This window comes from Mycobacterium sp. NGS51, from assembly GCF_059812525.1.
On the sequence record NZ_JCALCV010000003.1, the window covers coordinates 1 to 16,096 of the forward strand.

General features: G+C 66.6%; 8 protein-coding genes and 1 tRNA gene. 4 read left to right on the plus strand and 5 right to left on the minus strand.

Annotated features, from left to right (window positions below; all coding sequences use genetic code 11):
* Positions 1-80 precede the first annotated feature (80 nt).
* Entirely contained in the window at positions 81-968 is an 888-nt protein-coding gene (locus AC5Y5W_RS04380; RefSeq protein ID WP_500009082.1) for a type IV toxin-antitoxin system AbiEi family antitoxin, read from the plus strand.
* A gap of 68 nt (positions 969-1,036) precedes the next feature.
* Here AC5Y5W_RS04380 and AC5Y5W_RS04385 read toward each other — a convergent pair whose 3' ends face one another.
* On the minus strand, positions 1,037-3,019 hold the full coding sequence (locus AC5Y5W_RS04385) for a TPM domain-containing protein (protein ID WP_500008860.1): 1,983 nt from the start codon (positions 3,017-3,019) through the stop codon (positions 1,037-1,039).
* Between the two features lie 49 nt (positions 3,020-3,068).
* Between AC5Y5W_RS04385 and AC5Y5W_RS04390 the strand changes: the two genes are divergently transcribed.
* Positions 3,069-4,316, plus strand: coding sequence for a deoxyguanosinetriphosphate triphosphohydrolase (locus AC5Y5W_RS04390; RefSeq protein WP_500008861.1), 1,248 nt, complete (start codon positions 3,069-3,071; stop codon positions 4,314-4,316).
* A 26-nt stretch (positions 4,317-4,342) separates the two neighbouring features.
* A complete protein-coding gene (gene dnaG, locus AC5Y5W_RS04395) occupies positions 4,343-6,235 on the plus strand; it encodes a DNA primase (RefSeq protein ID WP_500008862.1) in 1,893 nt (630 codons plus the stop codon).
* A gap of 60 nt (positions 6,236-6,295) precedes the next feature.
* Here the strand turns inward: dnaG and AC5Y5W_RS04400 are convergent, their stop codons facing one another.
* Positions 6,296-6,544, minus strand: coding sequence for a hypothetical protein (locus tag AC5Y5W_RS04400; protein ID WP_500009083.1), 249 nt, complete (start codon positions 6,542-6,544; stop codon positions 6,296-6,298).
* A 148-nt stretch (positions 6,545-6,692) separates the two neighbouring features.
* On the opposite strand from AC5Y5W_RS04400, the gene AC5Y5W_RS04405 reads away from it, so the two are divergent.
* A tRNA-Asn gene (locus tag AC5Y5W_RS04405) sits at positions 6,693-6,768 on the plus strand.
* A 136-nt stretch (positions 6,769-6,904) separates the two neighbouring features.
* Here AC5Y5W_RS04405 and AC5Y5W_RS04410 read toward each other — a convergent pair.
* From AC5Y5W_RS04410 to AC5Y5W_RS04420, 3 genes are all read right to left on the minus strand, one after another.
* Complete coding sequence (locus AC5Y5W_RS04410) at positions 6,905-11,119, minus strand: bifunctional nitrate reductase/sulfite reductase flavoprotein subunit alpha (protein WP_500008863.1); 4,215 nt, start codon at positions 11,117-11,119, stop codon at positions 6,905-6,907.
* A 381-nt stretch (positions 11,120-11,500) separates the two neighbouring features.
* A complete protein-coding gene (locus AC5Y5W_RS04415; RefSeq protein WP_500008864.1) occupies positions 11,501-13,429 on the minus strand; it encodes an acyl-CoA dehydrogenase family protein in 1,929 nt (642 codons plus the stop codon).
* Positions 13,426-16,020, minus strand: coding sequence for an ATP-binding cassette domain-containing protein (locus AC5Y5W_RS04420; RefSeq protein ID WP_500008865.1), 2,595 nt, complete (start codon positions 16,018-16,020; stop codon positions 13,426-13,428). The genes AC5Y5W_RS04415 and AC5Y5W_RS04420 overlap by 4 nt, the downstream gene beginning before the upstream one ends.
* Between the last annotated feature and the right edge of the window lie 76 nt (positions 16,021-16,096).

Genomic DNA, 16,096 nt, shown 5'->3' on the forward strand with positions numbered 1-16,096 from the left:
TGCGTGTCGCTGGGTCCACGCACGCTCGCTATCCACAGGCGTGGCTACCGTCGCCGCCGCATGGGCTGCACAATCCGCCGATGGTCAACGATCTGGATAGCCTCCTGGCCGAGCACGGCGGCGTCGCGACCACCGCTGAGCTGATCGAGCGACTCGGCCGCGCCGGATTCGAAACCGGCGTCGCCCGTGGGGAACTCGTCTCGGTGTGGACGGGCGTCTACGCTCGGACAGAACCCGACATGCTGCTGCGACTGCGCGGGCTGGACTTGCGCGCCGGTGAGCCCGTTGCCATCTGTCTGGGAACCGCTGCCGCCGCTTATGGCTTCGACACAGAGAACGGCGACGACCTGCACGTGCTGAACCCATGCGGGCATCAGTTGCGCAACTCCGACGGACTGGTCGTGCACCGTCGCGAGGGCGCGCCGCTGGGCATCGTCGATGGCAGACCGGCCACCGAACCGGCTTGGACGGCAGTCGAAGTCGCACGCAGCCTGCGTCGGCCCCGGGCGTTGGCAACGCTGGACGCCGCGCTGCGCAGCGCGACGTGCAGTCGACGCCAGCTACGCGCGGCAGCTGCCCGTCAGGCCGGTCGGCGTGGAATCGTCCATGTGCGGGAGTTGATTCCACTGGCCGCAGCCGAAGCGGAATCGCCGATGGAAAGCGAGGCGCGGCTGGCGATGCTGGATGGCGGACTGCCGGCGCCCGCACTTCAGTACGAGATCGTCGACCGCAACTGGCAGACGTGGCGCGTCGACTTCGCCTGGCCCGACCGCCTGGTTGCCGTCGAGTACGACGGGTTCGACTGGCACAGCGGTCCCGACGACCTGCGCCGTGACCGGCAAAAACGTGCTGCACTGCGCGAGATTGGCTGGACGGTGCTCTCGATTGTGGCCGATGACGTGCGGCGTCGCTCCTGGGACATGGTGCGCCGCATCGACATCGAGTTGACCGCCTCACGTGCTGCGTGAGCGTGCGTAAACCCGGAAATCACCCCGGCGTGTCGACCGGGGACACGCACGCTCGCGGCAAACGGAACTTAAAACCTGCCGCCGCCGCCGAAGAAGCCGCCGTCGGAGCCGCCGAACGAGGTTGGACCCCAGCCACCGCCGCCGCCCCAACCTCCGCCGAAGCCGCCACGCATTCCGCCGCCGAGCATGTCGCCGATGATGATCCCGCCGAGCATCGCGCCCATCTGGTTGCCGCCGCCGTAACGCCCGGCGTAGGCGCGCTGCGCGGACTCGAGATCTGCGTTGGCCAGCGCCTGCGCCTGCGCGGCCAGCGTCGCCGCGCCGTTGGCGTACGAGATCGCCTCGTCGACGTTGGTCGCGCGCTGGTCGAGGGCGGCTTGCAGTTGCCGCCTCGCCTCGGCAAGTCGGGTCCGCGCCTCCGGGCCGATGCTGCCGCGACGGGTGTCGATGTAGTCGGACACCGCCCGCACCCGCGACTGCGCGGTGAACAATGCCTGTTCCAGCGTGCGGTTGAGGCGCTCGGCGGTGGCCTGCTCCTCGGCGAGAACAGCCAGCAGCCGGTCCAGATCCGCGTCGGCCTTGGTCAATCGGGTGAACGCCCCGAGCGGATCGGCCGCGCCGCCCGCTTGCGCGACGTCGACCGCCTTGGCAGCCGCATCACGCGTGGTGGCCAGTTGGCGGGTGTGCTGGCCTGGCCCCTTGCCCAGCAAGACGTTGGCGTGCTCGATCCCCGAACGGATGTCGGCGATCAGCTCCGGCAGGGTGGCGGCGGCGTGGCGGATGTCGCTGGCCGCACTGTCCACGGCGTCGAGCAGCGCGCGGACTTGGCCCAGGGCCGACTCGGCGGCGCGTACGGCATCCACCAGGCCACTGAGCTGCCCGCTGACCGGCCGCGCCGCCAGTTCACGGGCATGGCCGATGTTCTGTTCTGCGAAAGCCAGCCGCTCCTTGGCCGTTTCACAGTTGCCGGACACCGAAGTCAGGGCCGCGGCATCGAATTCGTCGCGCAGCGCTGCCAGCCGCTGTTCGCACGGTTCCACCCGCGCGGTGAGCTCGACGAACTGCTGGGTCAGTCCGTCCACCCGAGACGGCGCATTGATCACCAAGTCCCGCAGCTGCTCGAAGGCCTCCCGCTGCGCTTCGAGCTCACGGTCGGCCCGCGCTGCCGACACCACTACACTGGTGAGCAGCTCGCGCCGCTGCGCCGGGGTCTCAGGGATGGCGTCATCGAGCTGCTGACGTACGTTAAATGCCTGAGCGAGAGTCTGTTTGGCGTTTTCCACCGCACGGCGGAACGGTTCGGTGCGTTGCGGGCCGAACTCGTCGATCGCCAGCGCCAGCTCATTGGTGCTGGTGCGCAATGCGTTGTCGACGTCGACCACCTTGGACCGCGACAGGTCGTCGAGGGCGTGCAGTGGCACCGCGGCCAACGCCTCCGAATCGGTGGGGTCGATGCGTCGCGCCGCGGCCACCTCGGTCGCCCGCCGGCGCCGCTGCCGGTAACGCATGATCAGCCACAAGGCCAGCACCGCGGCCGCGATCACGCCCAGCGCGATCGCCAGCGGCGCCCAATTTGTTGACCCGGGCGCTCGGTTGAGCCCGTTGGCGGCCGCGATGGCCGCACCGCTCCACCCGCCGCGACGCAGCGCGGGTTCGATCTGGTTGTGCCGCAGGTCATCGACCTGCTGCGAATTGATGCTCTTCACCGTCGAGGGCACCAGGAACGCATAGGAACGGTCGACGGTGGCCACCGCGAGCAACGCGTCCTCGGAGCCCAAGTCGCTGGCCCGCCAGGTGCTTTGCGCCCAGTCCATGGCGCCCTGTCCGGAGAAGCTGTCGACGTAGACCACCCACAGCCGGATTTTGCGGTCGGTGTAGAGCTTGTCGACCGCCGACTCGACCGCGCCCTGGCCCGACCCGCTCAATGCGCCGGCGTTGTCGACAACGTAGTTGGGCAGTCGGAAGGGTGGTTGCGCGCCCGCGCTCGGCGCCAGCAGCAGTGCGGCGCCCAAGGCCGCCAAAACCAGGCCGAGCAGGCGAACGGTGCGCATGGTCGACAATGTAATCCGCCGACGGAACGTACTGGCAGACTGAGCGGCGATGACCCAGCACGATCCCTACGACGAGCACGACCGTGAGCGGTTGGTGCCCGAAGCGCCCAAGACGGCGGGCTTGCCGGGCAGCGAGGGCCAGCACCGCACCGATTTCGCCCGCGACCGCGCCCGAGTGCTGCACAGCGCCGCGCTGCGCCGCCTGGCCGACAAGACCCAGGTCGTCGGGCCCCGCGAAAGCGACACTCCGCGCACCCGGCTGACGCACTCGTTGGAGGTCGCCCAGATCGGGCGGGGCATGGCGATCGGGTTGGGCTGTGATCCCGACCTAGTCGACATGGCCGGATTGGCCCACGACATCGGGCATCCGCCGTACGGCCATAACGGGGAGCAGGCCCTCGATGAGGTCGCCGCAGCCTATGGCGGCTTCGAGGGCAACGCGCAGAATTTCCGTATTCTCACCAGTCTGGAGCCCAAAGCCCTTGACCCACAAGGACTTAGCGCTGGGCTGAATCTGACCCGGGCGGCGCTGGACGCGGTCACCAAATATCCTTGGACGCGCACGGCGAACAGGCGCAAATTCGGCTTTTATCACGCCGACGCCGACGCTGCCGCCTGGGTGCGTCAGGGGGCGCCACCGGACCGGGCCTGTCTGGAAGCGCAAGTGATGGACTGGGCCGACGACGTCGCGTATTCGGTGCACGACGTCGAGGACGGTGTCGTCTCCGGGCGCATTGACCTACGGGTGCTGGCCGACGACGACGAGGCCGCCGCGCTGGCCAAACTGGGGGAAACCGAGTTCACCTATGTGGGCGCCGACGACCTGGTTGGCGCCGCCAAGCGCCTCTCCGGGCTGCCGGTGGTCGCCGCGGTCGGCAAGTACGACGCCACGCTCGCGGCGTCGGTGGCGCTCAAGCGCCTCACCAGCGAGCTGGTGGGCCGGTTCGCCTCGGCGGCGATCGCGGCCACCCGCGCGGCCGCCGGGTCCGGGCCGCTGGTGCGATACGCCGTCAACCTGCAGGTGCCCGAGTTGGTCCGCGGCGAGGTTGCGGTCCTGAAGATCCTGGCGCTGCAGTTCATCATGTCCGACCCGCGGCACCGGGAAATCCAAGCCCGGCAGCGCGAACGCATTCACCGGGTCGCGCAGTGGCTGCTGGCCGGCGCCCCGCGGACCCTCGACCCGATCTTCGTCCCGGCGTTCAACACCGCCGCCGACGACGGCGCCCGGCTGCGCGTCATCGTCGACCAGATCGCGTCCTACACCGAGGGCCGATTGGAACGCATCGAGGCAAGTTAGTCGTCCGCTGGCTCTACACTGTGCCGATGGCCGGCCGTATCTCCGATCGCGATATCGCCGCCATCCGCGAACGAGTCCGCATCGACGAGGTCGTCGGCGACTACGTCCAACTCCGCCGCGCCGGCGCCGATTCGATGAAGGGCCTGTGCCCCTTCCACGACGAGAAGTCGCCGTCGTTCCACGTGCGGCCCAACCACGGCCACTTCCACTGCTTCGGCTGCGGCGAGGGCGGCGACGTGTACGCGTTCGTCCAGAAGATCGAGCACGTCAACTTCGTCGAGGCCGTCGAAGTGCTCGCCGACCGGATTGGCTACACGATCACCTACAGCGGCGCGGCCACCAGCGTGCAGCGTGACCGCGGCAGTCGCAGCAGGCTGGTTGCCGCCACTGCCGCTGCCCAGCAGTTCTACGCAGAAGCACTGGAATCCGCCGAGGCCGCGCCGGCTCGCCAGTATCTGACCGAGCGCAGTTTCGACGCCGAAACGGCCCGTCATTTCGGTTGCGGGTTCGCCCCGTCGGGATGGGATTCGCTGACAAAACACTTGCTGCGCAAGGGCTTCGAATTCAAGGAGCTGGAGGCCGCCGGTCTGTCCAGAGAGGGCAGGCGCGGTCCGATCGACCGGTTCCACCGGCGCCTGCTGTGGCCGATCCGCTCGTCGGCCGGTGAGGTGATCGGATTCGGCGCCCGGCGGCTGTTCGACGACGACCCGATGGAAGCCAAGTACGTCAACACTCCCGAGACGCTGCTGTACAAGAAGTCTTCGGTGTTGTTCGGTATCGACCTGGCCAAGCGGGACATCGCCAAGGGCCATCAGGCCGTCGTCGTCGAGGGCTACACCGATGTGATGGCGATGCATCAGGCCGGAGTGACCACGGCAGTCGCCTCCTGCGGCACCGCCTTCGGCGACGAGCACCTGGCGATGCTGCGGCGATTGATGATGGACGACAACTTCTTTCGCGGTGAGCTGATCTACGTGTTCGACGGCGACGAAGCGGGCCGAAACGCTGCCCTCAAGGCGTTCGGCGGCGAACAGCATTTGGCCGGGCAGTCGTTTGTCGCAGTGGCCGCCGATGGCATGGATCCTTGCGATCTGCGGCTGGCGTCCGGTGACGGTGCGCTGCGCGACCTGGTGGCGCGGCGAACGCCGTTGTTCGAGTTCGCGATTCGCAGCGCGCTGGCCGAGACCGACCTGGACAGCGCCGAGGGTCGGGTGGCCGCACTGCGCCGCTGCGTGCCGATGGTCGCCCAGATCAAGGACCCCACGCTGCGCGACGAGTACGCGCGCCAACTTGCCGGCTGGGTTGGTTGGTCGGACGTCGCCCAGGTCGTCGGCCGGGTGCGTGATCAAGCCAAAGGCCGGGGCCGGCCGCAGCGCAGCGCCGTGGCGCCCGCTGAGAAGATGTCCGGGCCCGCCGCGTTGCGTCCCGATCCGCGGGATCCGACGCTGTGGCCGCAACGCGAGGCGCTCAAGTCGGCGCTGCAATATCCGGCATTGTCGGGACCGGTGTTCGACGCGCTGACGGTGGACAGCTTCACCCATCCCGGTTATGCCGCCGTACGCGCCGCGATCGAGGCGGCCGGCGGCACCAACGCCGGCATCAGCGGCGGCCAGTGGCTCGACGCGGTGCGCCAACAGGCTCCGTCGCCGGCCGCGGCAGGACTGATCAGCGAATTGGGCGTCGAGGGAATCCGGGTCGACGACGACGAGAAGTTGCCGCGCTACATCGCCGGGGTGCTGGCCCGGCTGCAGGAAGTCTGGGTGGGCCGGCAGATCGCCGAGGTCAAGTCCAAGCTGCAGCGCATGTCACCGGTTGAGCAAGGCGACGAGTATCATGCGCTGTTCGGTGACCTGGTCGCGATGGAGGCGTATCGACGCAGCCTGCTCGAGCAGGCCAGCGGCGACGATCTGACAGCCTGAGCGGCGATCGCAAACTCGGCGAAGCCGAGTGCAGCGGGTCGCCGCCAACAGCCTCAGCGGTTACCTCGCGACGTTCCGATTTTGCGGCTCGACGACGCTGGTCCCATCCTCGATCTCGGTCAACGTCACCATCCGCGCGTCGGGCGAGACCCGATTGGCGACCTTGCGTCGCCCCGCTTCGATCAGCGATTTGGTGGCAGGACTGCCGGTCAGCGCGCGATAGGTGCCGACGATCTGTTCATAGCGGCGGCGGCCCGCCTTCGCGCCCAAGATGTAACCCAGTCCCAGCACGACGACATACCGGATCAATGCGGTCCCCTCCAAACAACGGTGCGTGGTTACATCCTGCCTCACATCGGCAGGCGGCGGCGGGCGGCAGCGGTGACTTGGCGCCGCCGCGGGCCCGTAAGCTAGAGTCATCCCTCGTCGCGCGGTTATGTCCGCGTGGACCGGGCAGTCCCCTGTAGCTCAACTGGCAGAGCATTCGGCTGTTAACCGAACGGTTGAAGGTTCGAGTCCTTCCGGGGGAGCCATTAGTTGCGACGGCGCCAGGCCTTGCACCGCTGCCATGTCCCCGCAGCTGTGCTCACCGTTGCGGGCTCTCTCACGCGAGGAACCACGCCATCTAGGTACTCCGTTGTTCGGTGGTCGGGCGCGGGAGCGTGCCGGTCAGTAGACGTCGCGCTGGTACCGCTTGGCCAGGGAAAGGTCCCGCACGTAGGATTTCGCCGCTTCGCGGTCGAGGCCACCGTGTTGTTGGGCGATCTCGTGCAATGCGCGGTCAACCTCCTTGGCCATCAGATGAGCATCGCCGCAGACGTAGAAGTGTGCGCCGTCTTGTAGCCATTGCCACATTTCGGCGCCGCGCTGTCGCATGAGGTCTTGCACGTAGATTTTTTCGGGCTGATCCCGGGAGAACGCCAGGTCAAGCGCACTGAGAAACCCGTCGGCGCGCATCGTCTCGATCTCGTCGCGGTAATAGAAATCGGTCGCGGAGTTGCGTTCGCCAAAGAACAACCAGTTAGGACCGCGGTGCCCGAGGACACGGCGTCGATGCAAAAAACTGCGGAACGGTGCGACCCCGGTGCCGGGACCGATCATGATCATCGGCGTGTTCGGATCGGCCGGTGGGCGGAAGTGGTTGGCCTTCTGAACGAAAATGCCGATGTCGTCGCCGTCGGCATGGTCGGCCAGATACGTCGAGCAAACCCCGCCTCGGTGGGTCCCATCGAAGTCGTAGCGCACCGTACTGACCGTCAGGTGCACCTCATGGGGGTTGTCGATCGATGCCGACGAGATCGAATACAGCCGCGGCGCAATTGGTTTGAGTACTGATAGCCATTCGTCAATGGAGGCCGTGACAGGTGATTTCGCAAGCACATCCACCGTCTGGCGGCCCCACATCCACTCAGTCAGCGCCGCTTTGTTATCCGGTTTGACCAACGCGGACAACTCGCGGTCACGGGTGCGTTCGGCGACGAAGCGCAGCAGATCGCCGGTGATACGAGCAATCTCGAACCTTTCGGTCAGGGCGGTACGCAATCGTGTCGGCCCGTGGTCGGGGACGTCAACGGTGGTCTCACCGTCGAGTCCGGTGATGTCCAGCCATTCGTCTACCAGCGCGGGGCTGTTGCGTGGCCACACACCCAGGGCGTCACCCGAATGGAAGCTCAGTGTGCCCTCGGGCAGACCGAATGCGAATTGCCGCACCTCCTTGGTCGAACCCGGACCGCTGAGAAGCCTGTTCCGTACCAGACAGGTGATGAGCGGCCGCTTGCGGCTGTATAGCTGCGATTCCGGCTTGGTCGGCGCAGCTTTGGGTGCGCCCGCAAGACCGGCTGGGACCGGGCCGGCGGCGGGAGCGCCAGCAGCACCACCGCCGACGAGCACCGGCGTCTTGGTCAGCGCGTCGCGTACCGCCTCCAGCCATCCGGCGGCAGCATCCTCGTAGTCAGGCTCGCAGTCAACGCGGTCCAGGATGCGGGTGGCGCCCAGATCCGACAGCCGGTCGTCAAGCTTGCGGCCGTGGCCGCAGAAGTCGGCGTAGCTGGAATCGCCGAACGCCAGGACCGCGTAACGGGTGTGGACGAGTCGGGGAGCGTCCCTCGCGGAGAGTTCCTCCCACAGTGCGGCGCCGTTGTCTGGCGGCTCGCCGTCGCCCGTGGTGCTGGTGATGATCAACAGTTCTCGTGCCGCCGTCAACTCGGCCGCTGGGAACTCATCCATCGCATGCAATTCCACCGGCAATCCTGCCGCACCGAGCTGCGCAGCGCACTCGGTGGCGAACTCCTCGGCGTTGCCGGTCTGCGACGCCCACAACACCGTGATCGGGGCAAGCGTTGGTCCGGCTGGTACAACGTCCGGGACAGGGTCATCCGGCACGGCCTTGCGCAGCGCGTCAGGCACTGGTCCGCGCGAGAATAGCCCGGCGAGCACACCGTCGACCCACATCCTGGTCTCCGGCTCGAACGGGGCGTTGACAGGCAGGATCGGCACCCCGGCCGCGCGGTGACCGGCTTCCGAGCGCAACGCGCTCACCAGCCCGGAAAGGTAGCTGCGGCCCAGCGGATCGAAATCTGGCACGGGTTGGTCTGCGACACCGAGCAATTGGGCCAACGCATCGACTTGGGCCGAGCCGATCACCGCAGCTTCGGCGGCCGGTGCGGAGGTCTCGGGAGCGGCGGGTTCGGTGACGGCGACCTTGGTCAGGGTGACCGCGCAGGCCTTGTATTCCGGCTGCTGCGAGGTGGGGTCGACGGCGTCGTTGGTGACGGCGTTGATGGACAGGTATTCGCCGAATGCGTCGTTCCAATGAAACGGAGCAAAGCAGTCGCCCGGCCGCACCCGGTCGGTGACCACGGCGGGTAGTACGGCGCGCCCGCGACGCGAGGCGATCTCGACAGGATCGTCGTCGACGATCTGCAACGGCGTCGCGTCGTCGGGGTGGATCTCCACGAACGGCCCCGGGTTGAGCTTGTTGAGCTTGGCCACCTTGCCGGTCTTGGTCATCGTGTGCCACTGGTGCGGCAGACGACCGGTGTTGAGCAGGAACGGGTAGTCGTCGTCGGGCATCTCATCCGGCAACAGGTGAGGCCGAGCGAAGAACACCGCGCGACGGCTGGCAGTCGCGAACGCCAGCCGCGGGATGCTGCCGTCCTCACTAACCAATGGGTTCTGGCTCACCCCGTCGTTGAGGTAGCGGATCGGGTTGCGGTCGCGCGTGCTACCGGGTGGGCACGGCCACTGAACCGGGGTCTCGCGCAGCCATTCATAGCTGATTCCGCGTAAGTCGTAACCGGTATCGGGGTTGGCGAACTGCTTGATCTCCTCGAAGACGTCCTCGGCACTGCGGTAGTCGAATGCGTTGGCGTATCCCATCTCGGCAGCGACCCGGGCGATGATCTGCCAATCCGGCAATGCTTGACCGGGTGAGTCGACCGCCTGCTGGAACAGGGTGAGATTGCGCTCGGAATTGACCATCACGCCGTCAAACTCGGTCCACAACGCCGCCGGCAGCAACACGTCGGCGTACTCGTTGGTCTCCGTGTCGAGAAAGGCATCTTGAGCGATCACCATTTCGGCCCGCTCCAGACCGGCCAGCACCGTCTTACGATTGGCCACTGTGGCAACGGGGTTGGTGCAGATGATCCAGCATGCCTTAATCTGGCCGTCAGCCATCCGGCTGAACATGTCGATGGTTCCGCCGCCGACGTCGGTGCGCAGCGCGCCACGCGGGATGCCCCAGGCGTCCTCGACGAAGTCGCGGTCCTCCTCAGAGGTCACCGAACGCTGGCCGGGCAAACCCGGCCCCATGTAACCCATTTCACGGCCGCCCATCGCATTGGGCTGACCGGTCAGCGAAAAAGGTCCGCTTCCGGGTTTGCAGATCGCGCCGGTGGCCAGGTGCAGGTTGCAAACCGCGTTGGTGTTCCAGGTGCCGTGGGTACTCTGGTTGAGTCCCATTGTCCAGCAGCTCATCCAGTTCACAGCCTCGCCGATCCACTGGGCGGCGGTGCGGATATCTGCTTCGGCGATGCCGGTGATCTCGCTGACGGTACCGGGCGGAAACTGCTGCAGAAAGCTCGGCATAACTTCCCAGCCCTCGGTGAACTCGGCGATGAATTCGGAATCAGCGTGGCCGTTTTCGACGATCAAATGCAGCAGGCCGTTCAGCAGCGCCAGGTCGGTGCCCGGGTTGATTTGCAAAAACAGATCAGCATTTTCGGCGGTTGCGGTACGGCGCGGGTCGACGACGACCAGTTTGGCGCCGGCGCCCTTGACCCGGTCCATCATCCGCAGGAACAAAATGGGATGACAGTCAGCCATATTGGCGCCGATGACGAAGAAGACGTCGGCTGCCTCGAAGTCCTGGTAAGAGCCGGGCGGGCCATCTGCGCCCAGGGATTGTTTGTAACCGGAACCGGCGCTGGCCATACACAGCCGAGAGTTCGACTCGATCTGGTTGGTGCCGATGAACCCTCTGGTCAGTTTGTTCGCCAGATACTGAGCCTCGAGCGACATCTGGCCAGAAACATACAACGCGACGGCGTCCGGCCCATGCTCGTCGATGATGGCGCGTAGCCGCTGGGCGCAGTGCGTGATCACGGTGTCCATGTCAGTGGCCTCGACGGGTTCACCGCGCTCGGGCCGCAAGTATGCCGACTCCATGCGGCCCGGTGCGGTAAGCATTTCCGCGGTGGTTGCACCTTTGGTGCACAACCGGCCGAAGTTGGTCGGATGAGTCCGCTGCCCAGTCGATTTCGTCACCCGTCGATGACTGGTCTGCGGATCCGTGTCAACCTCGAGGAGCATGCCGCATCCCACACCGCAGTAGGCGCACAGCGTGTTGATGCTGTCGGTGTCCGGATCGGCAGCCACGCGCATTTCCTCCTCGGTCCGCAGGCGACATTGAGCACAAGCATGCGATGGCGTTGTTTCCAGGTCAGTAAGGCAAGGTTGCGGGCGTTTTACCGCTTCATCGCCGCGGCCTACCGCGGTGAGGTGCGTGAAACAGCGGGTTAACTCCGGCCGTACACGATCACCATTGATCAAGAAATCCCTTGTCAGGCTAGCGTCGTCGTGCCTCCAACGCTGGAATTAATCCAGCGGTTTCACCAAATCGGGGGCAGATTCCCAGCTTTCGCCAAGCGTGGGAACGTGAGCCTGGTCACATCTGGGTGGGGCGACGTCGGCGAGATTGCGGTGAAGGTTGCGCTCGGTGCTGAAACCACAGCCATGCACGCAATCTCGGCGAAGGTCCCGGCGTCATACGGGCAGGTTCTCCGGGTGCAGCATCTCGGCGTACCGCAATTCTTCCGGAATCCCGAACCCGCCGACCAATGTCTCGGCGTGTGGTCGCAACTGTCGGCACCGCTCGTTGATCCCGCGGGTGACCGCCTTGGCCCGTTCGGTGGACAGATACCGGTGCTCGATGTACCAGGCTTTGTCGTCCTCGATGACCGAGAGCGCGTAGAGGTCGCACACCAACTCGAGGATCTCGCGAGCCTGCTCGTCCTCACACGAGTCGATGCCCGCGACGAACGCCTCCAGCACCACCCGGTCGATGTGCGCGGTCGCCGCGTGCAGCACATGATCCTGCACGGCGTTGAACGCGTCGAACTCCGACATCTCGTTGGACTTGGACTGCAGCCGGCGCGCCACCGAGGAGAGCAGGTACTCCTCGCGGTCTTCGAACATGGTGACCTGGGTGCCGCGGTTGAACAGGCTGCCCTCTTCCTCGCTGTCCTGGCGGGCATCGACGATCCTTTGCATAATCGTCTCTGCCGCAGTGCGTTTCATCACCCGCTCTCCGACGGCGTTGGCCGCGAAGCGAACCCATTCGACCGGGTTCATGCTGCGGATGTCGTCGGCGTAAGCGGTCAGCAACTCCTTGGCCACCAACTGGGTCAGCACATGGTTGTCACCCTCGAAGGTGGTGAAGACGTCGGTGTCGGCCCGCAGCGCGATCAGCCGGTTCTCAGCCATGTAACCCGCTCCGCCGCACGCCTCGCGGGCCTCCTGGATGGTCCGGCTGGCATGCCAGGTATTGGCCGCCTTGAGTCCGGCCGCCCGCGATTCCAGCTCACGCTGCTCCTCGGCGTCCGGCTCGTCCGCGGTCTGTAGATCGTGGCATTTGGACACCAGCTCGTTCTGCGCGAACTGCAGTGCGTACGACTTGGCGATCAGCGGGAACAGCCGGCGCTGATGCACCAGGTAATCCATGATCACCACCTCGGCGTCGTCATCGGGTGCGCTGAATTGTCTGCGCTGCAACGCATACCGGGTGGCGATGTCCAGTGCCAGCCGCGCCGCGTTGCCCGCGCTGCCGCCCACGCAAACGCGTCCGCGGATCAGCGTGCCGATCATCGTGAAGAATCGGCGGCCCGGGTTTTCGATCGGCGAGGTGTAGGTGCCGTCCGCCGCGACGTCGCCGAACTTGTTCAGCAGGTTGTTCCGCGGAACACGGACCTGATCGAACACAATGCGCCCGTTGTCCACACCGGGCAGCCCGCCTTTGTAGTGGTTGTCCGACGTCGTCACACCGGGCAGGTCGTTGCCGTCGGCGTCGCGGATCGGCACCAGAAAACAGTGCACGCCGTGATTGACCGGCTTGCCGTCCTCAGTGGTGATCAACTGTGCGAATACTGCTGCGATAGTGGCGGTTTCAGCGGCCCCGCCGATGTAGTCCTTGCGGGCCGTCGGGGTGGCGGAGTCGATGACGAACTCTTCGGTATCCGCGTCGTAGGTCGCGGTCGTCTCCAGCGACTGCACATCGCTGCCATGTCCGGTCTCGGTCATCGCGAAGCAACCCCGCAGCTCGAGGTTGATGATCTTCTTGACGTAGGCCTCGTGGTGGCGTTCGGTGCCCAGATTCTCCACGGCACCACCGAACAGACCCCACTGCACGCCGGCCTTCACCATCAGCGACAGGTCCGACATCGCGAGCATCTCGATCATCGTGATCGCCGCCCCGACGTTGCCGGTGCCGCCGTGTTCCTTGCGGAAACCATCGTCTGCCGCACCCGCAGCGGCCATGATCGTCATCTGTTCGACCACCTTGGTGCGGGCGATCACGGTGTTGGGTGTGTGGTGTGGGCGGAAGACCTCGTCGGTCAACCTGTCCCGCATCTGGTTCTTCACATCGCGCCAGCGCCCGTCCAGGGTGTTGCGCAGGTGTTCGGCAGTCGTGGTCATACCTGACCGTAACGCGCCGTGCCCGCATCCGGCAGCCCGGTGGCCGCCGTTTCGCTGACGGCCGTGCCGGGTTCAGCACGACGCCGCAACCGCCAATACAGGAACGCGGCGCACACCGCGCCGAGGCCGATCAGCATCGCCACGTCGAACAGCCACCAACCCACCGAGTGTGTCCACAACTCATCGCTGGTCGCCAGCACATTGACCGCAGCCAGGTCGACGGTGGACGCTGACGCTGCATAACCCCACCGGGACGGCAGCAGCCAGGAGATCTGTTCCAAACCGAACCGCCCGGCCAGCGGAAACGCTGCGCCGGAAAACAGAAACGACAGCAGGATCACCAAGACGGCCATCAGCAACAGTTGCTCTCGGTACTTCGCCAGCGACGACAGCGCCATTGCGACGATCGCCGAGACGACGGCGGTGACCGCCAGCGTGAGATAGAGCTCAAACACCGGGCTGCCCAGCAGAACCGCGCCCCGGGCCGGCGCGCCTTTACCGGCGACGGCGACGGTGGTGATGATGCCGGTCTGGACGAGGGCGACCAGGCTGTAGACCACGAGTTTGGCCGCGAGATAGGCAGGCGTCGACAACCCGCCGGATTGCTCACGCCGGAAGATGCGGCGTTCACTTAACAGGTCGCGGATCGCCAACGCGGTACCCATGAAGACGGCGCCCAGATTCAGCACAACCAAAATTTCGAGAGCCTCGTCGGGACCGTTTCCGTAGGGGTCGGCCTGTCCCAGGCCGGCCTGCCCGGGCACCACCAGCGTCAGGGCACCGAACAACACCGGCAGGATCGTCAAGAAGATGAAGTAGCGCTGATCGCCGACCAATAGCCAGGCCTGCCGACGGACCGCGACCCCGATTTGGCGCCACAGCCCGAGGTGTTCGGGTGGGGCCAGTGATTCGACGCCGATCTGTGAAACATGGGGGCTGCGCGGTGAAAGGCGGTGCTGGACTGCACCAGCCCGTTCGAGAGTCTCATCCCAGTTGGCGCTGCGCAACGCGTCGTCGATTTCGGCGGGCGGCCCCACGAACGCCGGAGTTCCTTGCGGAGCAAGTAGCAACACCTGGTCGCACATGTCGACGTGGTCCGGCGAGGCTGTCGACACCACGACGACGCGTCCGGCGTCGGCGAGCCGGCGCAGCAGCCCCATCGTCTGCGGGTCGGAGCCCGCCACAGGTTCATCGATGACCAGCAGCGACGGTGCGGTGATCAGTTCGGATGCCAACGCGGCGCGTTGACGCTGCTCGTCAGAAAGCTTGCCGACCTGGATGGTACGCAGCGAGTTCAACTGCAGCTCGGTGATGACCCGGTTGACTGCCTGGCGACGTTCGTCGACGGAAGTGCTTGGCGGTAGCCGCAATTCAGCGAGGTAACCCAACGCCTGTTCGATGGTGAGTTGCGGATGCACCACGTCGTACGGACCCACCACGCCGATGCGGGCTCGCAGCGACGCGTATTCGTCGTGCACGTCGTGACCGCCGATGGTGACTTCGCCCAGACTGGGCCGCATCTCACCGGCGAGTAGGTGGACCAGAGCCGAGCGGCCCGCCTTCGACGGTCCGATGACCGCGGTCAGCGTGCCCGGCTGGGCGGTGAAGGAAACGTCGACAAGTACCGGTTGCCCATCGACGTTGAGGCCCAACTGTTCGGTCTCCAATGTGCCCAGCGCCGCAGGCTTTTGCGGCGGAGCCGCACTGTGAGCGACGTCGGCGTGGGGCAATGGGCTGGTCGGCGCCATCTCGTGTGGCCGAGGTTCGGGCCGGTGTGGGATCAGCCGTTGCATCGCTCCGGTTATCCGCTCGACCAGATCGGGCGCCTCGCTCTGGGTCGTCGGTGGCGGTTCCGGTGGGGCTTCGAACGGTGGCGGTTCCGGCGTCGGCTGAGGCGAGCGAAATCGTCGGGTCGACGCCTCCGACGGCGGCGTTGGTCCGACCGGTCGCTGGTCAGCTGATGGCGCGGACTCAGCGGGCGGCGGCGCAGGCTGCGGCTCGGGTGCCGGCGGCCGGAATCGCTGAGTAGGCAATTGAGAAGGCGGCGCGGGCGGATTCGGTCGGCGCCCCGGCGGCCCCGGCGGTCCCGGCGGCGCAAACGCCGGCGGTTCCGGCGGTCTCTGCGGCGGGGGCGGACGTTTGGGTGGGCCCGGCCGTGGTGGCAGTTGACTGGGAGGCGGCGCCGGGCGGCCGCGCCGGCCGGGTTCGCGACCCGCCGCCGCTGGCGGGGGGCGTGGCCCGCGGGGTGGCGGCGGCCGGGGCGGGCCCGCGGGGGCAGCGCTGAGCTGAAACACCAGCCGCGGTCCATGCCGCGGGTCTCCGATGGTAAGGGCCCGGCCGTCTCGGATGAACACAGTGGACATGCGCACGCCGTCGACATAGATCCCGTGTTGGCTGCGGTCGAGGGCTACCCACTGCTTACCGTCGTGGTGCAGTATCACGTGGGTGGGCGACGTCGATGTGTCGGCGCCGTCGAGGCGGATATCCGAGCGGGTGTCGCGGCCCACGGTGACGTCGCGGCCGGCGGGAAATGTGTACCTTCTCGATCCGACCCAGACGGTCAACGGGGCACCCAGCGCCTCCGTCCGCATGGTCACCACCTTCCGCGCGCATCAGCCGGGTTCGATCACCGCTTGTCTACCCGCCATGATGCGCCGACAACCTGAC